The organism is Paenibacillus whitsoniae (assembly GCF_003955665.1).
In the GTDB taxonomy this organism is placed as follows: domain Bacteria; phylum Bacillota; class Bacilli; order Paenibacillales; family NBRC-103111; genus Paenibacillus_E; species Paenibacillus_E whitsoniae.
Window position 1 is genome coordinate 1 of the sequence record NZ_RXHU01000022.1, and the last position, 24,540, is coordinate 24,540.

22 protein-coding genes are annotated in these 24,540 nt (G+C 53.4%); 8 read left to right on the forward strand and 14 right to left on the reverse strand.

The annotated features are described in order from the left end of the window. Positions 1–236: 236 nt before the first annotated feature. From EJQ19_RS07915 to EJQ19_RS07930, 4 genes are all read right to left on the reverse strand, one after another. Positions 237–1,658, reverse strand: coding sequence for a sulfatase family protein (locus tag EJQ19_RS07915; protein ID WP_126140668.1), 1,422 nt, complete (start codon positions 1,656–1,658; stop codon positions 237–239). A 12-nt stretch (positions 1,659–1,670) separates the two neighbouring features. Continuing rightward, a complete protein-coding gene (locus EJQ19_RS07920; protein ID WP_126140669.1) occupies positions 1,671–2,549 on the reverse strand; it encodes a carbohydrate ABC transporter permease in 879 nt (292 codons plus the stop codon). Between the two features lie 36 nt (positions 2,550–2,585). Further along, positions 2,586–3,476: a carbohydrate ABC transporter permease gene (locus tag EJQ19_RS07925; protein ID WP_126140670.1), complete on the reverse strand. Its 891-nt coding sequence runs from the start codon at positions 3,474–3,476 to the stop codon at positions 2,586–2,588. Positions 3,477–3,550: 74 nt separating this feature from the next. Then, a complete protein-coding gene (locus EJQ19_RS07930; RefSeq protein WP_241242792.1) occupies positions 3,551–4,867 on the reverse strand; it encodes an ABC transporter substrate-binding protein in 1,317 nt (438 codons plus the stop codon). 131 nt (positions 4,868–4,998) lie between these two features. Here EJQ19_RS07930 and EJQ19_RS07935 point away from each other — a divergent pair, with 131 nt between their 5' ends. Next, positions 4,999–6,474: a sensor histidine kinase gene (locus EJQ19_RS07935; protein ID WP_164716374.1), complete on the forward strand. Its 1,476-nt coding sequence runs from the start codon at positions 4,999–5,001 to the stop codon at positions 6,472–6,474. 32 nt (positions 6,475–6,506) lie between these two features. After that, positions 6,507–7,196, forward strand: a complete 690-nt coding sequence (locus EJQ19_RS07940; protein WP_126140672.1) for a response regulator transcription factor — start codon at positions 6,507–6,509, stop codon at positions 7,194–7,196. A 403-nt stretch (positions 7,197–7,599) separates the two neighbouring features. On the opposite strand, the gene EJQ19_RS07945 is transcribed toward EJQ19_RS07940, so the two are convergent. Beyond that, positions 7,600–9,279 (reverse strand): DUF4091 domain-containing protein, encoded by a 1,680-nt coding sequence (locus tag EJQ19_RS07945; protein WP_126140673.1) that lies wholly within the window; start codon positions 9,277–9,279, stop codon positions 7,600–7,602. Between the two features lie 135 nt (positions 9,280–9,414). On the opposite strand from EJQ19_RS07945, the gene EJQ19_RS07950 reads away from it, so the two are divergent. Next, positions 9,415–10,269: a helix-turn-helix domain-containing protein gene (locus EJQ19_RS07950; RefSeq protein ID WP_164716375.1), complete on the forward strand. Its 855-nt coding sequence runs from the start codon at positions 9,415–9,417 to the stop codon at positions 10,267–10,269. A gap of 65 nt (positions 10,270–10,334) precedes the next feature. Here the strand turns inward: EJQ19_RS07950 and EJQ19_RS07955 are convergent, their stop codons facing one another. The 6 genes from EJQ19_RS07955 to EJQ19_RS07980 all read right to left on the reverse strand — a co-directional run bounded on the left by EJQ19_RS07955 (position 10,335) and on the right by EJQ19_RS07980 (position 16,614). Further along, on the reverse strand, positions 10,335–11,411 hold the full coding sequence (locus EJQ19_RS07955) for a Gfo/Idh/MocA family protein (RefSeq protein ID WP_126140675.1): 1,077 nt from the start codon (positions 11,409–11,411) through the stop codon (positions 10,335–10,337). A gap of 75 nt (positions 11,412–11,486) precedes the next feature. Then, a complete protein-coding gene (locus EJQ19_RS07960) occupies positions 11,487–12,389 on the reverse strand; it encodes an AraC family transcriptional regulator (protein WP_126140676.1) in 903 nt (300 codons plus the stop codon). Positions 12,390–12,561: 172 nt separating this feature from the next. Then, complete coding sequence (locus EJQ19_RS07965) at positions 12,562–13,578, reverse strand: Gfo/Idh/MocA family protein (RefSeq protein WP_126140677.1); 1,017 nt, start codon at positions 13,576–13,578, stop codon at positions 12,562–12,564. 2 nt (positions 13,579–13,580) lie between these two features. Then, on the reverse strand, positions 13,581–14,486 hold the full coding sequence (locus EJQ19_RS07970; RefSeq protein ID WP_241242793.1) for a sugar phosphate isomerase/epimerase family protein: 906 nt from the start codon (positions 14,484–14,486) through the stop codon (positions 13,581–13,583). A 282-nt stretch (positions 14,487–14,768) separates the two neighbouring features. Beyond that, positions 14,769–15,656, reverse strand: a complete 888-nt coding sequence (locus EJQ19_RS07975) for an SMP-30/gluconolactonase/LRE family protein (protein ID WP_241242794.1) — start codon at positions 15,654–15,656, stop codon at positions 14,769–14,771. Positions 15,657–15,840: 184 nt separating this feature from the next. Beyond that, on the reverse strand, positions 15,841–16,614 hold the full coding sequence (locus tag EJQ19_RS07980) for a sugar phosphate isomerase/epimerase family protein (protein ID WP_126140678.1): 774 nt from the start codon (positions 16,612–16,614) through the stop codon (positions 15,841–15,843). 143 nt (positions 16,615–16,757) lie between these two features. Here EJQ19_RS07980 and EJQ19_RS07985 point away from each other — a divergent pair, with 143 nt between their 5' ends. The 5 genes from EJQ19_RS07985 (at position 16,758) to EJQ19_RS08005 (ending at position 20,782) form a co-directional block, all read left to right on the forward strand. After that, positions 16,758–17,258 carry a hypothetical protein gene (locus EJQ19_RS07985; RefSeq protein WP_126140679.1) on the forward strand — a complete coding sequence of 167 codons (501 nt, stop codon included), beginning with the start codon at positions 16,758–16,760 and terminating at the stop codon, positions 17,256–17,258. A gap of 129 nt (positions 17,259–17,387) precedes the next feature. Then, entirely contained in the window at positions 17,388–18,272 is an 885-nt protein-coding gene (locus EJQ19_RS07990; RefSeq protein ID WP_126140680.1) for an ABC transporter ATP-binding protein, read from the forward strand. Between the two features lie 23 nt (positions 18,273–18,295). After that, on the forward strand, positions 18,296–19,027 hold the full coding sequence (locus tag EJQ19_RS07995) for an ABC transporter permease (RefSeq protein ID WP_277600935.1): 732 nt from the start codon (positions 18,296–18,298) through the stop codon (positions 19,025–19,027). 3 nt (positions 19,028–19,030) lie between these two features. Continuing rightward, positions 19,031–20,158 (forward strand): sensor histidine kinase, encoded by a 1,128-nt coding sequence (locus EJQ19_RS08000; protein WP_126140682.1) that lies wholly within the window; start codon positions 19,031–19,033, stop codon positions 20,156–20,158. Between the two features lie 21 nt (positions 20,159–20,179). Continuing rightward, positions 20,180–20,782 (forward strand): response regulator transcription factor, encoded by a 603-nt coding sequence (locus EJQ19_RS08005; protein WP_126140683.1) that lies wholly within the window; start codon positions 20,180–20,182, stop codon positions 20,780–20,782. A 30-nt stretch (positions 20,783–20,812) separates the two neighbouring features. Here the strand turns inward: EJQ19_RS08005 and EJQ19_RS08010 are convergent, their stop codons facing one another. From EJQ19_RS08010 to EJQ19_RS08020, 3 genes are read right to left on the reverse strand one after another with little or no spacing between them, the layout of a single operon-like run. Then, the gene (locus EJQ19_RS08010) at positions 20,813–21,937 is read right to left on the reverse strand and encodes a Ger(x)C family spore germination protein (protein ID WP_126140684.1); all 1,125 of its coding nucleotides are present in this window, start codon (positions 21,935–21,937) and stop codon (positions 20,813–20,815) included. Continuing rightward, complete coding sequence (locus EJQ19_RS08015) at positions 21,934–23,049, reverse strand: GerAB/ArcD/ProY family transporter (RefSeq protein WP_126140685.1); 1,116 nt, start codon at positions 23,047–23,049, stop codon at positions 21,934–21,936. Before EJQ19_RS08015 ends, EJQ19_RS08010 begins: the two co-directional genes overlap by 4 nt. Further along, positions 23,042–24,526, reverse strand: a complete 1,485-nt coding sequence (locus tag EJQ19_RS08020; RefSeq protein ID WP_164716376.1) for a spore germination protein — start codon at positions 24,524–24,526, stop codon at positions 23,042–23,044. The genes EJQ19_RS08015 and EJQ19_RS08020 overlap by 8 nt, the downstream gene beginning before the upstream one ends. Positions 24,527–24,540 lie beyond the last annotated feature (14 nt).

Here is a 24,540-nt window from a genome sequence, read left to right on the forward strand (position 1 = left end):
CGCTTATTGTCCCGAAAAGTGCGCCATTTGGAATCTAACGGTCGCCACAGCGCTTATTTCGCTGAAATTTGGTTACAAGGAGCCGATTTCACACAAATAGACTCTGTGGTAACCGTTAAACTTTGAAACGAACGGTTTTAAGTCAAATAGCTGCTGTGGCGACCGTTAGCGCCAGTAACGTACCGCTGTCGTCCCCGCGAAGCCATGATCAGCTTCAAAAGCGAAGCTAACACCGCTCACAGCTCAAACCCATCCTGCGTACGCTGCAGCCAGCCTCGCAATTCTTCTTCAAGGGACAGCATAAGCCCCTCCCGCGGCGCATCCATAAGAATAACAGGATGGAGCTGGTACGGATCTTGCTCATGATCGTACAATATCCGCTCCACCGCTGCGCCCGGCATATAGCCTTTGTGCACCACATAGGTGTACCTCCCGGTGCGGACGCCTCGCCAGCCGTAATGGCGATTGTCAAGCCCCGCCGCTGCGTAAGCGTCCATCGCATCCTTGCGCCCGGGGAACGCGCATAGAAACGCCGAAGAGATGTCTGTGTGGCTTTGCCCCACCACATCGCCTGACAGATCCAGTCCCTCCACCGCCGGAGGAACAGGCAGCCCTGCAAGTCCCAACAGCGTAGGCATAATATCCACCGAGTTAAAAAGCAAATCCGTCCGCCCCGCCGCGATGCGGCCCGGCCAGTGCATCAAGCACGGGATGCCGACCGATTCCTCATGCCACGAATGCTTCGCCATCAGGCCGTGCGAGCCCATGAGTTCCCCATGGTCGGAGGACAGCACGAGCAGCGTGTTCTCGGCCAGCCCTAGCTGCTGTACTTCCCGCCAGATGCGGCCGAACTGCTCATCGAGGCCGGACACCGCGGCAAAATAATCACGCGTATAGCGCAGCAGCGCCTCGTCCCCGCTTTCAAACGGCTCGCCCGTATGCGCCGCGAGATGATCGGCGCTGACATTTGGGCGCAGCGTCAACCCCCGTTCGCGATACAGCTCCTTGTATCGTTCCGGTACAAGCTCGAACGGGCTGTGCGGCGGATTCCAGGAAAGGAACAGCGCAAACGGCTCCTGTGCAGCACCCTGGCCGCCTGCCCCGCCGCGTGACCGGATGAAATCCAACGCCACATCCGTTTCATGTTCTAGTGACCACTGGTCAATTTCAATCATTTCCGGCGTATCCCGCCAGTAATGCGGCTGCAAATGGTGATCATACGCACCATACGAATACCAAAAATCAAACCCATGCCGTTTCGGCCCCGGCGGCGTGTAGGCGTCCCACGCTCGAGCACCGGAGACCGGCTCCGGGCTAAGATTCTGTTCCGGCAAGTCGAGATGCCATTTCCCGATATAGCCGGTTCGGTACCCGGCGGCCTTAAGCACATCGCCGATGCCCACCTCGTCGGGGCTGAGCATGAGGTCAGCTCCGAGTTTACAGTTCGTATAGACGCCTGTCGACTGCGGATACCGGCCGGTCATGAGCGCCGCCCGGTGCGGCGAGCACAATGGCGTACAGGAAAGCGCATGGTTGAATACCAGGCTTTCCTCGGCAAACTGGTCGATGTTCGGCGTGATCACCTCATCTTCGCCCATAAATCCGGCCGCCTGCTTTCGCCATTGATCCGCAAAAATATAAATGATATTCGGTTTCATTTTACCGCTCCCTTACCCTTTAACGGCGCCGGCGGAAATGCCCTCAACAAAATGATCCTGCGCCATAAAGTAGATGATAATGGTCGGAATAATGGCACATACGGCGGCGGCCATCAGCGGCCCGTACTCTGTCGCATGCTCCGACTGGAAGTGCTGCATACCAAGCTGAAGCGTGAACAGCGCATCCGAGTTCAGATAGATGAGCGGCCCAAGGAAATCGTTCCAGGCGTGCATGAACGTAAAAATCGTCAAGGAGGCAATTGCCGGACGAATCAATGGCAAAATGATGCGGGAATAAATACCAAACTCGTTCAAGCCGTCGATTCTCGCCGCCTCGGACAACTCCTCCGGGATCGACATGAAAAACTGCCGGAACAAGAACACCCCGAACGGACTGAACGCTCCGAGCAAAATCAAGGCCCAATGCGAATCGATCAAGTCGATTTTCTTCATTAACATAAACTGCGGAATCATCATCACCTGATACGGTACCATCATCGTCGCCACATACAGGAAGAATAAACGGTCGCGCTCCGGGAACTTTACCTTGGCGAATGCATAAGCCGCCGTCGAGCACGTGATAATTTGCAGCAGCGTGGTGAGCACCGCGATTTTTATCGTATTCAAGTAGTAGGTGAAAAAAGGAAGCTCCGTCCACACCTTGCTATAATTCGACCAGTAAAAATGGCTTGGGATCCACTGAATCGGGAATCCGAATATTTCCGCCTCCGATTTGACCGATGCCGAGAGCATCCACAGAAACGGCACGACCATCGACAGGGCGACGACCGTTACAACGATGTACAGCACTGTTTTTCTCAGCCATGCCCCAACTTGCGGACGTCTATGCACCGTGAATGCAGCCCGATTGGGCGCTGCTTGCGTAGTCATACCCGTCTCTCCCTTCTTTCGTATCCCCTGCTGTCGCTAGGAGTAATTTACCCATCGCTTCTGTCCTCTGAACTGAATCAGGGTAATGATTAATATTATTGCGAACAGCACGTAAGCCATCGCCGACGCGTAGCCATATTCAAAACGTTGGAACGCGGTGTAGTAAATGTCGTATACGAGCATATGCGTGGAGCGCCCCGGCCCGCCTTTGGTCAGCACGAAGACCAGATCGAATACTTTGAAGGAATTGATAATGCCCATAATGACGGTGAAAAAGATGACCGGCGACAGCATCGGCACTGTAATATTGCGAAACTGCGATACTTTGCCTGCGCCGTCAATTTCAGCCGCTTCGTAGAGATCTTTCGGAATGCCCTGCAAGCCTGCGAGATAGAGCACCATGTAATAGCCAATCGAATGCCAAATGCTGACGATAATGACCGAAAGCAAGGCCCATTTCGTGGAGGCGAGCCAGGTCGGCGGATTGTCAACCCCGAGACTGCGAAGGAAGCCGTTGATCGGTCCCATCGTCGGGTTGTAAAGCAGCTGCCACACGACGGCAACAGCAATCGTGGCGGTAATGTGCGGCAGAAAAATGGCCGTGCGGAATATTTTAACGCCTCTCAACCCTCTGTTGAGCGCGACTGCTGCCAAAATCGCAAGAATCAAGGTCACCGGCACAGAAACGGCCGTCATCACTAAACTGTTAAGCAAGGAAATGCGGAGCGTTTCGTCGCTCCACAAACGGGTATAATTCGTTACTCCGGCAAACGTGATGTCACCGAACCCGTTCCACTCCGTAAAGCTCATCAAGAAGGAAGCGCCAACGGGAATACAGATGAATAACAGAAATCCGATGATGTTGGGAAGCAAAAATGCATACCCGGTCAACCGATTGCGCCGAAGCGCTTTACTTGCAGTCTTCATGATCTTCACCCCTATGGAAGCGGCTGAACTTCGCCTCTTACAGCGAAGTCCGCCTGCCGCTTTGTCTGCCTGATCTATTTGCCTGCCTTGTAATCCTTGGCGTATTTATCCGCCCACTCGCTTTGCACGCGCTGACCGATCTTCTGAATCGCTTGATCAACCGTTTGCGCTCCGGTTAACGCCATTTCGCCCTCTTGCTTGTACACGTTGTTCACCAGGATGTTCTTCACGCCCGGCAGCAGCGGATATTCCGGATATTCTTTTTGTTCCACAAAGTAGTGGATGTTTTTCGGCTTCAGGCTGCCGTCCCCAATATACGTCTTGCGGATGTCGTCGTTCATGTAGCCGGTGAGGAAGCCTTTGGCTGCAAACTGCTTGGCGCCTTTGGCCCCGCTCAAGAACTGCACGACCTTGAACGCTTCTTCCTTATGCTTCGAGCTCTTGTTCACCATCAGCGATACCGGCGTCGCGAGGCTCGTATTGGCGGCTACGCCGTCCGGATGCGGAACAGGTACCACGTCCCAGTCGAAGCTGATTTTTTTCTCCGCTTCCGCCTGGCGAAGCTGCGCCACATGCCAGTCGCCGATGAGGTTCATCGCGACATTGCCCTTCTGGAACGCCGAGTTGTAATGTGCGGACGTCGTAATCTGCTCGGCCCAGCCCATGATCGAGCCGTCTTTTTCCATATCCATCCGGAATTGAAGCCCTTTCTTGAACGCGGACAAGTCTTTGTCAATGATTGATGCGCCCGTTTGCACGCCTTGCATATACCACGTCTGCGCCCACGGATGCAGGAATGCGCCGTAAATTTTGTTCGCGCCCTCGCCTTTCGTCATCTTCTTCGCCAAATCGCGGAATTCGTTCCAGGTCATATCCGCCTTCGGATAGGCGACGCCTGCTTGATCAAATAACGTTTTGTTATAGAACAGCATCCAATTCGATTTCCGGTAAGGCAGCCCGTAAATTTTGCCGTTTACTTTCAAGGCGTCGAATAGCGGACCATAGCCGGATACATCGACATTCGCCTTTTTCACATAATCATCAAGCGGTTCCAAAATGCCGGTATCGAGGAATACGTCCATATTGCCGCCGAACACGTCGATATTTTCACCGGAGGAGAGCTGCATGCGAAGCTTCTCGTAATACTGCGCCTGCGGGATCGTCTCAAACTGCACATCGATATTCGGATTCTCTTTGCTGAAATCGGCGTAAGCCGCCTTAAACGTTTCCAAATCGTCCGTCAGCACGGTTGCTTTCAGACTTACCTTCTCTGTTTTCGCCCCCGGCGAGGCCGTGCTCTTGTCTCCTGCGGACGATCCCGCAGCGCCGCATCCGGCCAGCAATCCCATTAGAACAGAGCCTGTTACCGCAAGTGTTAAGCTTTTTTTCATTTGACACTCACCCTTTTTTTGATATGATTTGTTTGCGTTTTCTTAATTTGAATTATACGTACACGTCTGCCCGGCAGACAGATGAATGTTTTATTCCCCCTGTAGATAGCCGGCAAGAAGGAAGTGATATTATGTTGTTTGTGACGCTTGTACTGCTGATTTTCACCATCTTGTTTACCTACCGCAAGCTCAACCACACGTCCACCCGTTTCATGTACGGCATCATTATCGGCTGGGTGCTGTCGTTCGTGTCGTTCACCTTGTACTTGAGCAAATTCAATTATTATTTCAATGTCATTCACAGTTTCTTTGATTTCAGTCCCGGCACATGGAATTATCTCGTACTGACCAAGTTTAACCCGAACTGGCTCATTCGACTGCTGAATATCGGAGTCGGGCTGTTCTACTGCTCACTGCTTGGCTTCGCCGTCGCTTTTACCCGCAGTCTGAGCACCCACAGCAATCGGATCATCTACGGCGCGGTCGGTCTTTTTTTCGTCATCCAAACCGCCTACTATGATCCGACTGTCCACATTGCGCTTACGAGGGAAATTGCCGGTGCAGCCTTCTTCAATGGAGCGGAAGTCGGATTCAAGAGCATTCGTTACCTCATACTTTTTGTTGCTTTTGGCCTGTTGTTCAACTATTATTTGAATTATCCGAAAATTAGGTTTATCAAAAATTTAACCTTGTACCACGTTCTGCTCTTTATTCCGCTGGTCGTGATTCATCTTTTTATTTTCTCATGGGCCCCGAAAGTGCTGGTCAAGGAGACGTATCTGGACGGCTACTACAACTATTTGCAGCCCCCGCTCAGCTATCAGTCGATTCTGCTTCCCGTCTTTCCATTCGCCATCTACTTAACCTTATTTCTGCTGATTTATCTCGTGTATAAGTTCAACTCCATCGAGATTTACCGCAAGAACCGGGACATTCAAATTAACAAAAGCATCGACACCGCCACGCTCGGCACGCGCGCGTTCACCCATGCGCTGAAGAATCATCTGATCGGCATTCAGTCCGAAGCGGCTTATCTCAAGGAGCGGCACCAGGATGATGCAGAATCTGCGTACAGCCTTGAGCTGATTCTGAAATCTTCCGAGGCTGCCCTTTACTCGATTAACGAAGCGGCGGACAAATTAAAAAATATCAGCCTCAACCTCCAGCCGATGTCCGTGGAGCTGCCGATTCAGCAGGCGATCGACCGGCTGAACGAGACAAGCCTCCGCTGCGAGGTCGTGTATACGGCATCAGCGCCATCAGTGAACTGCTATCTTGACCTCGGCCACATGACCGAGGTGATTTATAATCTGCTGCTCAATGCCAGCGAGTCCTTGCAATTCCGAGATGACGGCCGGATCGTCATCGAGCGGAGCCAGCAGAATGGCTGGGCGCTGATCCGCATCGCCGACAACGGCCCCGGCGTCGCCGAAGAGCATTTGGAGGCGATTTTCGATCCTTTTTTCACGACGAAAGCTTCTGTGAACAATTGGGGGATCGGCCTGTCCTACTGCCATAAAATTATTATCGGTCACGACGGGAAAATCGTGGTCGAGAGCGAACAAGGCGCCGGCACGACATTCACCGTATTTTTGCCTATTATCTAACAACAGGAACGCCTGACGAAAGGGGAATCTGAATGACGACACCACCACCGATTCGCCTTCTGATCGCCGATGATATGGAGGCGCACCTGCGTAGATTGGAACGTACGTTCGCTGGACATCCCGATTGCATCTGCATCGCTCGCGCTTCTTCCGGCCACGAAGCCGTTCAGCAAGCCGCCTTGCATAAGCCGGATGTCATTCTCATGGACATCGAGATGGAGTCGCAATATGCAGGCATCGAGGCGGCGAAGGTGATCCACGAGACGTATCCCGATATGAAAATTATCGTGCTCACCGTGCACAAGGACGAGAACTTTATTTTCGCCGCTTTTCAGACGGGAATTACCGATTACTTGCTGAAAAACGCCTCAGACACCGAGGTGCTTGAAGCCGTAAGAGCGGCCCATGCGAACGCCTCCCCGATTCGCCCGATGATCGCCGAGAAAATCCGCGAGGAGTTTGCGCGCGTCAAGCGGGCGGAGAACAGCCTGCTAAATATTATTCAGATCATCTCTGAGCTGACGCCGAGTGAATTGCAAGTGCTTCGACTGCTGTGCGAAGGCAAGAAGCGCAGGCAGATTGCCGAGGAACGCTGCGTGGAATATGAGACGATCAAGAAACAGATTAACTCGATTCTGAAAAAGTTTCAAATGCCCGATGCGGCTACGGTCGTGCAGACGATCAACGACCTGCGGATTTTCGAGGTGATGAGGAAGTTGTAATCCCCAAGAAAGGAAGTCTTGGCGAGAACCTCAGGACTGCTTCGAGGACCTGTCGAAAGAGCTTTGCGTCGTCTCGAACTGGAAAACCTCCCGTTGATTTCGTCACAAAACCGTCTTTCCTACCGCTCAACTGGAAAACCTCCTGCTCATTTCAGGCGTTTTCGAAGATAGCCGCACAAAGTGGTAGATATACTGGAGAAATTCCAGTTCAGAACCCCATTTTTCCCCATATGGAGAAATTAAGCTGGAGAAATTCCAGTTCGGTCTCGAACTGATCGTCACTACCTGAATAAACCCAAAGAACCAAGCGCGTGCTCGCTTAGCTCTTTTGGTTGTATGTCGTCTGGCGCCTGGGAGTCGGCTCGGCGGCTGCGCAACTGCTCCAATCTCGCGCGGGCGACAGCTAGCCTTCCAAGGCCCCTCCACTCGCCATCGCTTGCACAATCGCCGCATTGATGCGTTCCCGACAGGCAAGCAGCCACGCCTCGTCCCTCGGGTAAGCTGCAAACGTAATCGGCTCGGCGGCACCTTCCTCCATCAGCGCGATCGTCTGCTCCCGCCCGACGAGAGAGCCGAGCAGTTCCAAGGCCCGCAAATCCTGCAAGGCTTCGCGGAACACTTCAAGCCGCAAGGATACGAGCGGCGTGCCCTCTTGTCCCGGGTATACGACGAACGGATCGCCGGCAGGAAACGCATAATGCGCATCCGTATTCCTGTACGGGTCAATCGGGAATTTGGCATATTGCGAGAACCAGAAATTGTAGCCCCAATGCAGGAAGCCCGTAATGTTATATTTATACAGCTGTAACCCAAGGATTCGGTTCCGTGCGGAAGCCATGCACAGGAAACGATTGGCTACCGATTGATACTGGGAGCAGCAATAGTAGGCCCACAATTGCGGAACCACCCGTTCCAGAAAAGGCTCGATATGGTTGCTCGCGACAACCGGGGTTTGCACGAGCCCCTGCTCGTAAAACGAAATCTCTGAGAGCGCATCCAGTGATGGAATGTCCCCCATGAACTGCCGCACCCAACGGCTGGCGCTGCTGTAGGACGTCAAATGCTCGCGAGTGGGCTCGTCGGAAATATGATAATACGTACGCTGGAGCAATTCGTTTTCCTTGAGGAAGCCGACCAGTTCAGGCAGAAACTGCGCCAGAAAGCCTAAATATTCCTCTCCCGCCGCATCCGTCTCCCAGCCGAAAATACGCTGCAGGCTGCCGTCGGCATACGCCATAATTTTGGGTGCGTGCTTCGCCCCCCATTGCGTGAACAAGTGCGAGAGCTCGAACACTTTCACGCCGTTGCGGTTCCCCATCTCGACCCATCGCTTCAGCCGTTCAAAACCAAACCTATACGTATCGCCGTCTTGCCAGACGTCCACCAACTGCACAGTTGGCCGCTCCCCGCCAATCTCCGTATCGAGCGGCGGCGTAAATATCGGCGTCAGCAGCATGTTGCAGCCATATGCGACCGCTGTTTGCACATAAGACTCCACCAGCGCCCAATGCCGCTCGCTGAACACGTCCACACCGTAGTAAACGGCCAGACTGTCCGTGTGAAACCATTCCGTATGAAGCAGCTTCTGCTCTGGCAGTGCAGCAGTCAGAACGGTGAGCGTGAACGTTTCGCTGCCGAGCGTCTCCTGCGTCGTGCCCGTGAACGTGATCATCACATCGTGCGAGCCTGTCGATGCGCCGCCCATCAAATCGACTGTGACCCAAATCGAACGCCACTGATTCGGCACCGCTGCAAGTGTTTCGGAATCCGGTACGGGCTCGAGCAAGTCGGGATATAAGCCTGGCGTATCGCGAAGCACATCCCCGTCATGGTTCGGATAGATCGGAAATTCAGCAGGCACGAGCTGTACGCTGCGCAACGTGATATCCTTTTGCAAGGTGGACGTGACCTTCAAAGAGAAAGAAGTCCGAGCTTTAGCCCGATAAGCGATTTGAAAGGTATAGATCTCCCCTTGTAGGGCAGTTGCGGTATGGAAAGCTGCGGCCTGAAGCTCTTCATCTGCGAAAACTTTAACCAAAGAGGACAGACAACGCGTCTCGAATTGCGGATGAAACGTTGGCATGAGATGCCTCCTTCACTTATACTGTGGATAACGCTCACATGACTCCTATAACTATTGACCAATGAGATGGCGACCTGGAATATTCGTCATGCAGCTTTAGTTTACCGGGTCATCCTGCAGAAAGGAATGAAATCGATGACACGCTTCTTGGACTATATGATCAGCCCGCAGCCCATTCGCATCGTGGATCTCAAAATCGACCCTTCCAAGCTTAGCATCCGCTCCCTCACGGTTACCGGAATGGGCCATTTGCCAGGGAGGACGCTGCAGCGCGCCCAAGCTGTTTTTGACAGCTGGGCGCTTCTGTATATCGCCGGCGGCAGCGGCTTTTACCGTGTGGATCGCGGCCCTTTTCAGCATGTGGAGAAGGGCTGCCTGTTCTTTGTCTATCCCGGAAGTGTCATCGATTTCGGACCGGAGGAAGGTGGGCATTGGGATGAATATTACATCCGTTTCGAAGGCAGCCGTGTTCAGGAATGGCTTGAAAGCTGGTTAGTGCAGACTGACACAGTTAAGCGTGTCGGGTTTGAAGAAGCTACTATCGCACGGCTCGATGCGATGTTCCTTCTCCTGGAGAGCGGCTCTCCGACGCAGATCGATCAAGCCGCTCTTCAGCTTGAGGCGCTGCTGTTCCATTGGATAGCGAAATTCAACCTGCCGCAGGACCAAGCCCCTGCAACGAAAGTCGTTGATCTGCTGCAAGATATTGCAACGAGCTTGTATGCCCCGTTTAACACCGAACAGCTCGCCAATCGCCATCATATGGCCGTCTCCACACTGCGCCGGCTGGTCAGCCAGCATACCGGTTACCCGTTGCACGATTACATTCACCGTTTGAAAATGGAAGAGACGAAACGACTGCTGCTAAGCACCGACCTCCCTATCAAAGAAATCGCCGAAACGCTCGGCTACGCCGATGAAAGCTATTTCTCCCGGCTGTTCAAAAAATATGCGGGATTAGCGCCCAAGCATTATCGGGCACAGAGTTAGGTCCCTCTTCGGGTGGTAAACAAAAAGCCCCGAACCGCCCGAGAGGCGATTCGAAGCTTTCATAATTAAGCGTAAATCTGCGGATTTTGACGGCGACATTCTTCCATTACCCACAGCTGCTGACGTACCTGCTGCGGCGTAATCTCGAGCGGCTTGCCTTCTACCAGCGTCGCATACAGCATGAGATACAGCTTCTCCGTCATGTGCTCGAAGGCGGTTTTGCCATTCGGCAGCGCCAGCTCCCAGGCACCGGTCTGCCACGGCAGCACTTCCGAGCAATAAGCCGGCGTGCCGTCGCTTTTGAACAGCGGCTCCCGAGTTAGCTTCTGCTCCGGAGCTTCGGACTCGGCAAAATATTTCCATTCCAACTTCTCGGACGAGCCGTGCAGCCCTCCGCGCGTGCCTTGAATGTTGAACTGTTCATGCGGGAAAGCGCACGTGGAGGAAATCTCCAGATCGATGGTCGGCTTGCCGGGCCCGCGCATAATGAGCTTCACGTAATCTTCGGCATCGCCGAACGTATTGGCCCGATCCATGATGCACAGCACCTGCGGATCAGCCCCTTCGCCGAACAGTTGAAGCGCCTGATCGACCGGATGCGGGCCGGTATTCATCAGACTGCCGCCGTTGTTGCTTTGCAGCGTCTGCCAGTCCCAACGGCGCGCAAAGTTGTTCAAGGAGAAGTCGATCTGCACGATACGGCCGAGCACGCCGGAATCGATGACTTCGCGCAGCTTTTCGAACGCCGGTTGGTAACGCGATTGCTGGAACACCGCCAGCACGCGGTTGTTCTGCTCTGCCGCCTCGATCAGTCGGTCGACTTCCTCCGGCGTTTTGGCGAGCGGCTTTTCACACAGGACGTGCAACCCGCGATTCAGCAATTCTAGGGAAATCGGAAAATGCTGATGGCTCGGCGAAGCGTTCACAACCAGATCGAGCTCCTCGCTTTCCACCATCTCTTCCCATGTCGCATACGCCTTACATCCGTATTCTTGCTTTGCCCGTTCCTGGCGCTCCGGGATCGCGTCCGCTACGGCTGCAATTCGGTAATGCTCCGGCAGCTGAACAAGCAGATTACCATGAATGTCGCGGCCGCTTCGGCCTTGTCCGATGATACCAACGTTGATTACTTTTGCTGTCATGAGAATAACCTCTTTTCGTACTCGAATTTAGGGTGCTTTCTGAAACTTAGCGGCGCTTTATTTCGGAAAGTCGCCTTAGGTAGGATTGCTGAACGCTTTCTTGTATTCTGTCGGGGTAATGCCCGTTCGTTTCTTGAAGGTGCGGATAAAATGGCTCAGATGATGGAAGCCGACCTGAAAGCCGATCTGCGTAATCGTATGCGTACCGCGGCGAATCAGTTCCATCGCCCGTTCAATGCGAACTTCGTTGACGTAGTCGACGAAATTTTGCCCCGTTTCCTTTTTGAAAACCGTGGAGAAGTAGGCAGGCGCCATATTGGCGAGAAAAGCCCCCTGCTCCAGCGGGATGTCCTGACTGTAATTGTCATGGATGTACCGCTTGACTTCCTCAATCGGATGCAAGCCTGCCGACGACAACTTCGCGCTCTTCTTGCGGCTCGCTTTGCGGTATTCCCGGTCAATCAGAATGAGCAGCTTGACGACGCTCGTCACGATAGCGTACTCGTAGCCGGCTTCTCGATGATCGAATTCATCTTGAATGTCTTCCAGCAAGTGCTCGACCAGAGGCTGCTTGGACTTGCCGATATGCAGCCAAGGCTGCGGCAGTTCCGCCAAGTTGTGCGGTTCCTCGGAACTGACCAGCAAACGCTGCAATGTATCCGTAAAAGGCCGGAGCTGCTCCCGCACCAGAAACGGCAAGAAGTCGATCAGGACGACTTCGAATTCCCGATCATCCATAGCGCTTAAGCTGTGTTCCACACCCGGGGCGATAATAAACAGGTCGCCACGGCCGACCGTGAGGGTTTTGCCTCGAAGCTGATGAAGACACATCCCGCTGCGGACGTACGCAATCTGCGTATATTCGTGAATATGAAGCGGCTGCTTCAGCGACTGGCTGGAATAGCGCAGCAGCTTGAGTGGAAATTCCTTTTGCAGCATCGTCTTGCTTTGAATATAGGGCATTTCGTTTTTTCTCATCCGTTTCTCACCTGTCCGCCGCTCTAACTCCTTCAAGCATATGCCAATCGCCGCAAGAGAACAAGCGCCATCTTCCTATGCGATCAGTAACAAACCGTCCGTTCGCCAGAGGCGAATTCGCCGGGGCTTTTGCACCTGCATAAACCCCGGCCTCAACGGCAAACGGTTGCCGTTATAGCGTTAACTCTCGCCCCTCGGCTGCGCTCAGGTAAATGTTCTCCACCAGCTGCACGGCGCGCAGTCCGGATTCTCCCGTCACGAGCGGCGCATGCCCCGCTTCCAGCGACGTGATGACGTCGAGCAGCTGGCTCTGGTGAAAATCCGCCACAATGCTGCGCGGGTCCGTCACGCCGCCGTATGTGCCGTCTTCCGACCGGCTCGGCACGCTGAAGCCCGGCACCGTCCAATGGACGATGGTCGAGCCTTCCAGCTTAATGCTGCCCTTCTCCCCATAGAGGTGAATGGTCGCCGCAAAGCCCGGCTGAATGCTAGTCGAGGCCATGATGGTGCCAAACGCACCGTTTTGAAATTGCAGCATTGCCAGCCCCAGATCCTCCGCCTCCATCCGGTGCGTTTGGGTAGCGATTTTGCCGAACACCGTACGCACGTCGCCGGCGAACCAGAGCAGCAGATCCAGGCAGTGGATGCCCTGGTTCATGAGTGCCCCGCCGTCCTCGGCAATCGTACCGCGCCAATCCGCGCTGTCGTAATACGCCTGCGTCCTGTAAAAGGGCAAGGCCACCTCCGCCAGCAGCAGCCTGCCGAGTCCCCCTTCGTCGAGCACCCGCTTTATCGCCTGGTTTTGGGCTTCAAACCGCCGCTGCGAGATGACAGACAGCGTCACGCCCCGCTCCTCAGCCGCAGCTACCAGCTGTTTAGCCTCGCGCACATTCATCGCGATCGGCTTCTCCACGACGAGGTGCTTGCCGGCCTTGATGACGTCAAGGCCGATCTTGGCATGGCTGCCGCTGGACGTCGTGACACAGACGATGTCAATGTCAGGGCGAGCTAACAGTTCCTCGTAGCTCGCCGTCCATGCGCAGCCCTCACGCGCAGCGACCGCTTGTGCCTTGGCTTCGCTGCGGCTCGAGACCGCAACTAACACCGCATCGTCAATCTGTCGAATCGCTTCGATATGGAAATCCGCTACGCTGCCGCAGCCGATAATGCCGAACTTCCACGTCGCCACCGCTACACCTCCTCGGATGCATCGGCGAGCCGTTCGCCGTAAGGTGAACGATCGGTCTCGAGTAGCGCCCGCAGCGCATCCAGCGACATGCGGGTTCCCGTCTTCGCGCTGCCGCCGTTCGGCACAAAATGGGTTTCAATCGTATACAGCCCCGCATACCCATCCGCTTCCAGCGCTTCAATCTGCGCTTTCACCGGAACGAGCCCCGAACCTAGCGGCACACAGCGGGGCGAGCCGTCCTCCCGCAAATAAGCGTCCTTGAGATGCACATGCGCGAGCGCAGACTTCATAGCTGTATACCCGGATGGGTATGCCTCACGGCCCCCGTAAACTTCGTTGCCGGGGTCCCATAGACCGCGAACTGAAGGCATCCCGATCTCCTGAACCAGCTGCGCAACCTCTTCCGCATATCCGCCATTACAGGAGGGCTCATTCTCAAGCAGCAGTTGAACGCCCGCCGCTTGCGCAATCTCGCCTGCCCGCCGCAAATGGCGGACAATGTCCGGCACGTACCGCTGCGGCTCCGCTTCGCGCCAGAACGAAAAAATCCGAATCCGCGTCGTCCCCAACAGCTTCGCAATCGCGATCACGCGGTCCAGCTTGGCGAAATGCGCCTCGACGCCTTCCTCCCCTTGGCCGAACGTATCGCCGGACGCCACGGGTCGGCTCGGATCCAGCGCGCATTTGAACAGCGGCGAGGCCACGGCCGATACGTAGAGCCCTTTGTTTTCCACCTGACGCCGAACCGAGAGAACTTGTTCGTCCCCCAGATCTGCAATATTTTTACCATTCACCATTCTGATTTCTACATGCTTCAAGCCCTGTGCAGCCGTCCATTCCAGCGCTTCCGCCAGATCGGGTGACACTTCGTCGGTAAGCACGCCCAACCGATCCCAAATCAATCTCATCCCTCGCAATCCCTTATCAATTTCTGATCTGATGTTAACTATAGCAAGATTGGTAGCAGAAAAGTTGACGTTTCTTTCGAACGTTGTTGACATTTTTTGTGATGCGCTCATTTGCCGGGTTCTCATCTATCACACCGTACCCTCCCTACTATCCCCCTTCCTTCAAATCGCTGATTTCACCAAATGTTACTCCAAAGCCCTCCCCGTACAGAACGAAACGCCAAAAAAGCCGCCCCATCGCCTCCTGCGATAGAGCAGCTTCTTCCTTGCCGGCAGCTCCCTTCAGCCGCCGTAAAAATTCGCCCGCAGCCCCTGAACGGGCAGCTTAATCCGAAACAGCCCGCCGGCATGCGGCTGCTTCGCCCAATCTTCCTCGCGCATGCCGACGCTCGCCGTCGTGATGTACAGCTCGTCGAGCTGCTCGCCGCCGAACGCGCACGAGCTCGTCCGCTCTACCGGCACCGGGATCGTCGCCAGCTTCTCGCCGGTCGTCGGGTTCCAGCAGCCGACCTGCCAGCCGCCCCACAGGGCGACCCACAGATTGCCGGCCGCATCGACGGCCATGCCGTCGGGCGAGCCCTCGCCCGGCGCCATCGTCACGACCGTGCGGGGCTCCGCAATGACGCCCGTGGCGGCATCGTACGAATACGCGACAACCTGCTTCGTCGGCGTGTCGATGTAGTACATCGTCCGGTTGTCGGGACTCCAGCCAATGCCGTTCGAGATCTTGACCGAGCCGTTCAGCACGGTTCTGAGCGTCCCATCCGGCTCCAGGCAGTACAAGGAGCCGGATGCGCCCGTCTCGTTCATCTTCATCGTGCCGGCCCAGAAGCGGCCGGCCGTGTCGCACTTCCCGTCATTAAACCGATTGCCGGGAAGATGCGCTTCCGGGTCCGCGATGGCCGCTGCCTCGCCGGACGCTCCGCCAAGGATATGGAAGCCATGTTCCATCGCCGCGACGAAACCCCCGGACGCCCTCGGCACGACGGCGCCGATTTTCTGATTCAGCTGCAGCGTGTCCACAGCCCCTGCTGCCGGCCGGTAGCGGTGCACGCGCATCCCGTCAATATCGACCCAAATCACTTCGTGCGAGCGGTGATCCCAGACCGGCCCCTCGCCCAGCATCGCACGGCCGTCCCATACCAGTTCTAGTTCTGTATATTGCTTCACCTTAATCTCCTCCAATGAGAAAAACTTCTATCGAAGTCCTTCAAGGATGTGCGACCGCGTTTAAAAGGTAGTTTTTATCGCCAATAAGAATTTGTTCTTCCAAGTATTAGGAAACTTATATATTCTTATGTGGTAAGAAAATGCTCTCTGGTCGGCGAGTACGCCGCCGGAGAGCATCCCATGTTTAATTCAAGCCCAGCGCCTGCAAGTTGCGCAGTGAAATGGCGATGCTGTCGAACGGATTGCGGTCATAGCAGTCGTCCTGCTCCACAGCCGCCCATTCGACGCCGATTTCCCGGCAAGCTTCAATAATACCGCGGAAATTCATGTTGCCTTCGCCAATTTCCGCAAACCGCTGCTTGCGATCCGGCGTCACGATCATATCCTTGAAGTGCACAACCTTCATTCGCCCGCCCATTTTGCGGATCCACGCGATCGGATCGGCGCCACCGGCTTGCACCCAGTACACGTCCAGCTCAAAATCCACAGCTTCGGGATCTGTCTCTTCGAACAGAATGTCCATGCCGGTTTTCCCCTCATATTTGGCGAACTCAAAATCATGGTTGTGATAGATGAATTTCAGCCCCGCCGCTTGCAATTGACGACCGAATTCCGTCGCTTGCTTCGCAAACGCGGCATAACCTTCGCGGCTGTCGCGGAACTCCACCGGCAGGCCGCCGAGTCCGACATACTTGCAATCCCACGCTTTGTGCTGGGCAATGACGCCGTCCATGTTATTCAACAAGTCGTTATATCCGACATGGGTTGCGCAAATGTTCAGTCCTTCGCGGTCTGCAAGCGCTTTAAATTCATGCACATCGATCGGTCCGACACCCGATGCTTGTACAGCGGTATAGCCTAGCCGCTTCACCTTTTTCAGGCTTTCGCTAATGTCTTCCGGAGTTTTCAGATCGTTACGCAGCGTATACAATTGCACGGCTAATTTCAATTTTCTCACTCCATTCGGGGATAGTTTGTCCTTTCATATATATCACGGAACGGTGGCAAGAGCCACTGCAAAATCGCGACATGAACGGTAAAGCGTCTAGGACAAAGATCCCGTTCCATATACTGATAGAAAGCTAGAGAAGGAGGATGCTTATGCGATTTACCGTACAGTACATTCAACTGGATAAAATCAAACCCGGAATCGCCTCTGTCATGACCTCGCATATCCGAAAGCTTCGCCATCTGATGTGGGACTGCATGCATTTGCTCGTCGTTCGCAAGAACCGTAAAGACGGCACGTACACGGTCGTCCTCGGACAAGAACGATATGATTATTTACGCAAACATACCAAAAAGCGAACCGCGCCTTGCCTTGTGGATGAAAGCAGATCCTCTGCCCAAGCGTCGCGATGGCTCACCAGACTGCGGAGCCGCTCGGCAAGGCAAGCGTTTCCGGTCATTGATCGCAGCCGGCTCACCCCCGCGGCCTGGTCCATTATCCGCAGCTTCCTGCGAGAAGATAAGGCCCGACTGACGCGGCTAAGCCGCAAGCAGCAGGCCCAAGTGTTCGCGCTAGCGTTCCGCTATCGTCGGACGGTCATCGCCGCGATGAAAGCGAAGGTCGATGAGATCGCCAAGAAAGACGACGAATAGACCTGTCAACGCCTCTACCCACTCCGGCTTTATGACATTTGTCATCTCAAAATGATGATAGTCGTGAATTCCCGGATCCACGGAATCACGATAAGATGAGAGCAGACAAATCGATGTGAGGTGGACGCGTTGAATTCAATCATAACCCTGGATCATGTAAGCAAAACATTTAAAGGAAAAACAGCGGTCGATGATCTGTCTTTATCGATCGAGGAAGGCAGCGTCGTTGCGCTGCTCGGCCCGAATGGAGCCGGCAAAACGACAACGGTCTCGATGATCTTAGGACTTCAAGATCCGACCGAAGGGACAATCCGCCTGCTGGGCGGCAAGCCGAGAGATACAGCTGTTCGCGACCGGATTGGCGCCATGCTGCAGGACGTCAACGTCATTGAAGGCTTGACTGTACTGGAGACGATCGATCTGTTCCGTCACTATTATTCCAAGCCGCTTCCTTTGCAGAAGCTTGTGGAGATTTCCGGTCTGGAAGCGGAAAAGAACAAACGGGCCTCCGCCTTGTCCGGCGGACAAAAACGGAGGCTGGGATTCGCCCTGGCGTTAGCCGGCGATCCCTCCATTCTTTTTCTGGATGAGCCAACGGTCGGCATGGATATTACGGCGCGGCAGCATTTCTGGGAGACGGTGCGCGGCATGGCCGCACGGGGGCGCACGATCATTTTGACCACGCATTATCTGGAAGAAGCCGACAGCATCGCAGATCGCATCGTCGTCATTAATAAAGGCAAGCTGATTGCGGACGGATCGGCAGCGGAAATTAAGGCATCCACGAATCAGAAGACCATTTATTTCACAGCCGGTCCGGGTCTGACCCCGGAGATGCTGGCGGGCATTGGGGCGATCACGGATGTCACGTGGAGCGGGCGCAGGGTCAAAATCATAAGCCCGGATACCGACCAGGTGATTTTCGCCATCGTGCAGCGGCAGCTCGATATCAAAGATATTGAGATTCATACCGGCGGCTTGGAAGATGCTTTTCAATTTCTGGTGCAACAGTAAAGGAGATGTCCACAATGAATGCCATGATTGCGCAATGCAAAGCTGAATTGCTACGAACGTTTCGAAATAGGCGATTTTTCGTGTTTTCGATGATCATGCCGGCGATTTTTTACTTTATTTTTACGTCAACGATTGGAGACAATGCCGAGGTAGGCGGCGTCGCCTGGAAAGCGTACTACCTGATGTCGATGACGGTGTTCGGGGTCGTCGGCGCCTGTGTGAATACGCTGTCGATCAAATTTGCGCAGGAACGGACACAGGGCTGGATTCGCATGATCGAAATTACGCCGCTTCCTTCCAGTGCGTATGTGATTTCCAAAATCGTGTCGCAAGCGATTGTGAATCTGATCACCATCATTTTTATGTTCATCGTCGGAGGCGTGATCAAAGGCGTTGACCTTTCTTTTACCCAGTGGCTGACGTGCGGATTGTGGATCTGGCTGGGGGCGCTGCCCTTTATGGCATTGGGCATTCTGATCGGCACGATGAAAAGCGTCGAGGTGACGCAAGTTGTGGCGCAAATTGTATTTATGGCCACGTCGATTGTCGGCGGCTTGTGGTTTCCGATTCAGTCCATGCCGAAATTGATGCAAGACATCGCCTCGTATTCCCCTTCCTACCGCTTCGGCCAAGGCGCGTGGAATTTGATTGCCGGCGCTGGTCCAAGCCTGACAGGCATTCTGATTCTTGCAGGCTATCTGATCGTATTTGTGCTATTATCTTCTTATATCTTAAAAAAGCAGAAAGCGGTCTAACGAATGAACACCCTGTCCGATATGAAGAAAAAGCCGTTTGAACACATGTGGTTCGCCTGGTTTTTCTATCTGATATTCCCGATTATGAGCTTGATCTCAAAGCCGCCCGCACTCATGTGGACCGGCTTTGCTTTGCTTGCTGTCTTCGCTGCGTTCATCCTGCTGGGATTCAAAAACGAGAAGCATAGATGGCTCTATACCGTTGGATTATTCCCGATCATCGCTTTTTTGACGATCACCTGTAATCCTTTTTTGATTTGCATGTTCTTTTATTCCGTGCCGTTAATCTCCCTGCTGCCTTCAAAGCAGCAATTTCGGGGCGTGCTGTCAGGCTTGTTTCTGTCGGTTATCCTTGTTATTTGCCTTGACTTCAAGCAATATTTTGACGAAGGGGCTTGGTACATGTTCCCTTCCTTGGCCATTATGTTTTACATTCCGTTTGCGATGCGGGCGCGCCGTAAATCCAACGAACTGAAAGAAAAGCTGATTCTCGCCAATGATGAAATCGCACGCCTCGCGACGATCGAAGAGCGGCAGCGGATCTCCCGTGACCTGCACGACACGCTGGGGCATACGCTGTCACTCATTACGTTGAAAAGCGAGCTCGCCGAGAAGCTGATGCTCAAATCGCCGGAACGTGCCATGCAGGAAGTCAAAGATATCCAAACAACCTCCCGCGCGGCGCTGCAGCAAGTCCGAGAGCTCATCTCCGGTATGAATGCGATTTCGCTTCGGGAGGAGATTGCGCAGTCCAGTGAGATTTTAAAGTCTGCAGGCATCGCGTTTGAAACGCACGGGCATGTTCATGAGTTTCAGGCTCCGCCGATGGTGCACAATATTTTTGGCATGTGCCTGCGAGAAGCGGTAACGAACGTTGTGAAACATAGCCGGGCCAGTCTGTGTACCGTCTCCCTGCAGGAGGAGCCGGGGGACTGGACGCTGATCATTGCAGACAACGGCGAACCGTGCAAAGATGCGACTCCGCATATTCCTTCCTCAGGGCGAGGCTTGCTCGGCATGAAAGAGAGACTGGAGCTCATCGACGGAACGCTGACTTTTCATACAGGTAGAGGCGCAGGAACCCGGCTGATTATTCGGGTTCCGCGAATTATCCGTCACCCCCAAGTTTAAACAATAAGGAGAGAGACGAGCATGAGAGTGATTGTAGCCGAGGATCAGGGCATGCTGCGGGGCGCCCTCAGCGCATTGCTGGACCTGGAGGACGATATTGAAGTCGTTGCACAAGCGGATAATGGCGAACAAGCTTTGGAGCTAATTCAAGCCTTGCAGCCGGATATTTGCCTGTTGGATATTGAAATGCCGAAGATGACGGGGCTGGACGTTGCGGAGAAAGTGAAAGCCAGCGGCCTCCCTTGCAAAGTCGTCATTCTGACTACCTTCTCCCGCTCCGGCTACTTCCAGCGGGCCATGCGGGCCGGCGTTCATGGTTTTCTGCTGAAAGACTCTCCGATTGAAGAGTTGAGTGCATCGCTGCGAACTGTTCAGCTAGGCGGCCGAGCCGTATCTCCCGCGCTGGCGCTGACGTTCTGGGATACGGAAAATCCGCTCACGAGCAAAGAGCAGGAAATTCTGAAGCTGATCGCGCAGGGGCTGTCCGCGAATGAAATGGCCAAAGAACTATTCCTGTCCAGCGGGACGATCCGCAATTATGTATCCGAAATTCTACAGAAGCTGGATGCCAAGAATCGGATTGACGCGATCGCGATTGCGGAGAAGAACGGGTGGCTCGTCTAGCGGATTGAACGCTGAGAAGCCCTTGCCCTCTTATTCCACTTGCCCCGACCTTGCTATGCGGGTGTTGAAACGAACGTCGAAGGAGGCGGTTTTGTACATCTCGTGCCACGCATCACTTGTTAGCTTCGTATGATATACTTGACTGCGCAGCACTTCGCCAAAGCCAATCGGATCCGATCCCAGCGTGATTAGCTTTTGAAACAAGTGCTGCACGTCGGCTTCCGCCTTTTTGCTAATCGCCTCTTCAAGCACGGCAATCACCTCGGCCTTCCCAAGATCAAGTTGAGCCGAAGTTTCCGTTATTATGCCTTGCATCTTAACTTCTACTCGAAATTTCAATGGCATTTGACTGATGAGCTTTATCTTGGAATTGCTTTGAATGTTCTCTACCACGACTCGCAATTTCTTGACTTCAAGCTGTGGGGCAACTTTCCTAAAGTCTTCCGCATTGAGCGATAATTCAATACTTCCGGCTTTATAGCGATCCCTAATCAGTTTCAGATAAAAGGTTTCATTCGGATTTACCGTTCCGACCATGCGATCTCCGAGGAAAACCGCCACATCCCTAAGCTCGACGGCATCCCCCTTGCGTTCCAGCAGCGGGATCATCGGATCTTCAAGCGAATAGTAATTCGACAGAAATTCATGAAGCGTACTTGAAATAAACTGTTCCCGAATAATGTTCTGATGAATGTTCTCGACAATGTAGGCGCCGACATCCGGGATTTCTGGATACCGGTGCATCAAAATTTCCTCCACATCCCCTTTGCTGACCGCCATAAAGAGCGTACTCGAAATGGAGGTATCGCGAAACAACGTATCCACAAGCGGCAGAATGCCTTTCTTGGCCAGCTTTTCGTTAAATATTGCCACTCGCAATTGGCCTGACACAATTTTTTTATGCGATTTACGGTTGGCCGCTGCCCGCGCCCCCTTACTGGTGATCGCTTCGGACGTTAGCCGCATGACCGGACTTTTGGAATTGGGGTCGATTTGATGCAGAATGTACGTCGCTTTTATGTTCTCCCCATCCAGATCATCGTACCCGGCAGCAATGGTCATGCCCAAATCTTCAAGCACATTTCTCTTCATGTGCAGAGATAACGGCAAGGACATAACCACCACCAAAAAGAAAATGATATTGAATTTTCTCATGAACGCGCTTCTCCCGTACCCAACCTCATTTTGCGCTTTTTAACATAAACGCAAGCAGCCGCATAGAGAACCAAAGGGTATGCGTAGATAAGATATACGCACCACTTGGAAAAAAAGTCGTTAAGCATTAAGATTTGAATTCGCGTATTTATTAACGAAGACGCCAAAGTAACAACGCCTATTACCGGATACAGCCAATATTGCTGCTGCCAGGAAAAAATGCGTTTCAACCCTTTGGTAGCTGCCCAACAAAAAAACAGCAAGTTCGGCAAGATCACCATCAGCCATAAACTAACGCCAATAAACTCAAATCTTTCTAGAAATGGAAGCTTGATCACTTTCAGCATTGTGAAAGTAGCCCAATTTGTTTTCAGCAGCTCACCTCCGCTAAAAAATACGATGGACACCAGCATCACAGAGGTATAGAACAACGTGACGCTCATGAGTCCCAACTGCGAATAAAGCTGAACTTTCGATTTCTCCTTCGCATAGGCATAAATAAAATATAGGATTTCAAAGCCGATCATGGCGAAGCTGGTGGCAAGCATGCCTTTTGCAAATTGCCCCCCATTGGCTTCCATTAACGGCAGCATCCGGTTCCATTCCGAATACCGCAAGGGGAAATAGAGAAGCAGTACCAACCATGTCGTCATGCAGGTGAAGACAAAGCTCGTCCCTATGACGGTCTTTAGCCCTCCTCTTACCCCATAGAATACGGCGCAGCTTATTAATAGCGACAGCACCCACTGCGGAACGGTCGGAAACAACCATACCTGAATCATTTCCACATAATTCCGCAGTTCGATTACCATGGCGAACACAAAATACCCGATATACACAAGGTTCATTGTGAATCCGATCACTTTTCCATAGACCATGACATGAATGTCGTATAAGTCCTTATCCCCAAATTTCATGAGCGTTCGGATCATCAGCCATACCACAAATTGATTGACGAGGCCCACCGCGAGAACGGCCAGCCAGGCATCATGCCCGGTATAACTGTACACAAACCTTTGAAACCCGGGAAGACCAACGCCCACTTGGGCATCATGGATGAGGAAGACCAAGAGAAAGCTGCTGTACATATAGGGCAGCCGCGATTTACTCATCGATATCCGAACTCCCCTTCTGCGGATTGTCCGCCATATTGGCAAATACCGACCGCCTCGGAGTCAATGGAAAAGGGATGCGTAGAATGCCGTCACGCTTATTCTTCGTCTTGATTGCATATGGCGGATAAAAATAAGGGTGCCCCGCGCTCGATAGCTGCAGCAAATGAATAATTAGCAGCGTCGTACTGAACACCATGCCGAACAACCCTAATACGCCTGCGGAAATAATGATGGGGAAACGAATGATACGGATCGTAAACGCCATCGAAAGGATCGGTGTGGTATACGACGACAATGCGCTCAAAGCTACGATAATAATCAAAATATTGCTCGTAAACCCGGCCTGCACCGCGGCTTGACCAATAACGATACCGCCGACAATGCCCATCGTTTGCCCGACCTTGGTAGGAAGTCTTGCCCCTGCTTCGCTGAGCAGCTGGATAATTGTTTCCAACATAAGTGCCTCGACAAGCGGAGGAAAAGGCACTCTGGCGCGCGATTGGGCGAGAGGGACGAGCACGGCTTGAGGGATGATTTCATAATGATACGTAAGTGCCGCCACATAAATGGCAGTTGCATAAAACGAAATGCCGATCGCAATAATCCGCAGCCCGCGAAGAAACAGGCCGATGATCCATCTGGCATAATAATCTTCGATCGACTTGAAAAAATCCAAAAAAGTCGAAGGCGCGACCATCACATGAGGGCTGCCGTCGACCACGACGACAATTTTACCTTCAAGCAGCGGAAAGATGGCTCGGTCCACCCTCTCCGTTGTAATCAGCTGCGGGAAGATCGATCCGGGACTATCCTCCAGCCACTGAACGAGTATCGTCGTATCTACCAGCGCTTCCAACGCCAAGTCTTGCAATTTATCATATACATGCTTGACGATGGCCGCGTCCGCCCGGCTGCTGATATAGATCAACCGGATATCCGTCTGGGTAAGGTCCCCTAATGTCATGCCGATTTCACAAAGATCGGGATGACGCAAATATTGCTGGATTAGCGCAATATTCGTCTGCAAGCTTTCCGAGAATCCAATCTGTGGCCCCAAAATTTGACTTTCGTTTTCCGGCTTCATCAGCGACCGCTCGCGGACTTTGGCCGTGTCGGCCAAGATGCCGACAGAGGAGCCGTCAAGGTGAACATACGTCCAGCCGCGCAATAGATACTGCTGCATCGTTTCCCAGTCCGGCTCGGGCAACGGCTCGCAGATCGGCAGCAAGGCCACCAACTGCTCAGGCGTCATCGAACCGACCGCTTGCAGCAAAGGATGAAACAGCTCTTGCAGCAATATATCGCCGTCAACCAAATTACTTAAATAGTAGATGCCAAGGGTGGGCTCAGTCTGCAGCTCTCGAGAGACGAAATCCGGGAACATTCGAAAGGCTGTATGCAATTGCTGCTGCATCTGCTTAAGCTCGGGAACGAACGAATAGGTAGTGGATTGGCCGGCAGCCGTGCGGCTCACTTTCGGCCTCGCTT

Bases quoted from the DNA above. Each gene is read 5' to 3' on its own strand.
- EJQ19_RS07915 (WP_126140668.1), bottom strand. From the start codon at position 1,658: ATGAAACCGAATATCATTTATATTTTTGCGGATCAATGGCGAAAGCAG.
- EJQ19_RS07920 (WP_126140669.1), bottom strand. From the start codon at position 2,549: ATGACTACGCAAGCAGCGCCCAATCGGGCTGCATTCACGGTGCATAGA.
- EJQ19_RS07925 (WP_126140670.1), bottom strand. From the start codon at position 3,476: ATGAAGACTGCAAGTAAAGCGCTTCGGCGCAATCGGTTGACCGGGTAT.
- EJQ19_RS07930 (WP_241242792.1), bottom strand. From the start codon at position 4,867: ATGAAAAAAAGCTTAACACTTGCGGTAACAGGCTCTGTTCTAATGGGA.
- EJQ19_RS07935 (WP_164716374.1), top strand. From the start codon at position 4,999: ATGTTGTTTGTGACGCTTGTACTGCTGATTTTCACCATCTTGTTTACC.
- EJQ19_RS07940 (WP_126140672.1), top strand. From the start codon at position 6,507: ATGACGACACCACCACCGATTCGCCTTCTGATCGCCGATGATATGGAG.
- EJQ19_RS07945 (WP_126140673.1), bottom strand. From the start codon at position 9,279: ATGCCAACGTTTCATCCGCAATTCGAGACGCGTTGTCTGTCCTCTTTG.
- EJQ19_RS07950 (WP_164716375.1), top strand. From the start codon at position 9,415: ATGACACGCTTCTTGGACTATATGATCAGCCCGCAGCCCATTCGCATC.
- EJQ19_RS07955 (WP_126140675.1), bottom strand. From the start codon at position 11,411: ATGACAGCAAAAGTAATCAACGTTGGTATCATCGGACAAGGCCGAAGC.
- EJQ19_RS07960 (WP_126140676.1), bottom strand. From the start codon at position 12,389: ATGAGAAAAAACGAAATGCCCTATATTCAAAGCAAGACGATGCTGCAA.
- EJQ19_RS07970 (WP_241242793.1), bottom strand. From the start codon at position 14,486: ATGAGATTGATTTGGGATCGGTTGGGCGTGCTTACCGACGAAGTGTCA.
- EJQ19_RS07985 (WP_126140679.1), top strand. From the start codon at position 16,758: ATGCGATTTACCGTACAGTACATTCAACTGGATAAAATCAAACCCGGA.
- EJQ19_RS07995 (WP_277600935.1), top strand. From the start codon at position 18,296: ATGATTGCGCAATGCAAAGCTGAATTGCTACGAACGTTTCGAAATAGG.
- EJQ19_RS08000 (WP_126140682.1), top strand. From the start codon at position 19,031: ATGAACACCCTGTCCGATATGAAGAAAAAGCCGTTTGAACACATGTGG.
- EJQ19_RS08005 (WP_126140683.1), top strand. From the start codon at position 20,180: ATGAGAGTGATTGTAGCCGAGGATCAGGGCATGCTGCGGGGCGCCCTC.
- EJQ19_RS08010 (WP_126140684.1), bottom strand. From the start codon at position 21,937: ATGAGAAAATTCAATATCATTTTCTTTTTGGTGGTGGTTATGTCCTTG.
- EJQ19_RS08015 (WP_126140685.1), bottom strand. From the start codon at position 23,049: ATGAGTAAATCGCGGCTGCCCTATATGTACAGCAGCTTTCTCTTGGTC.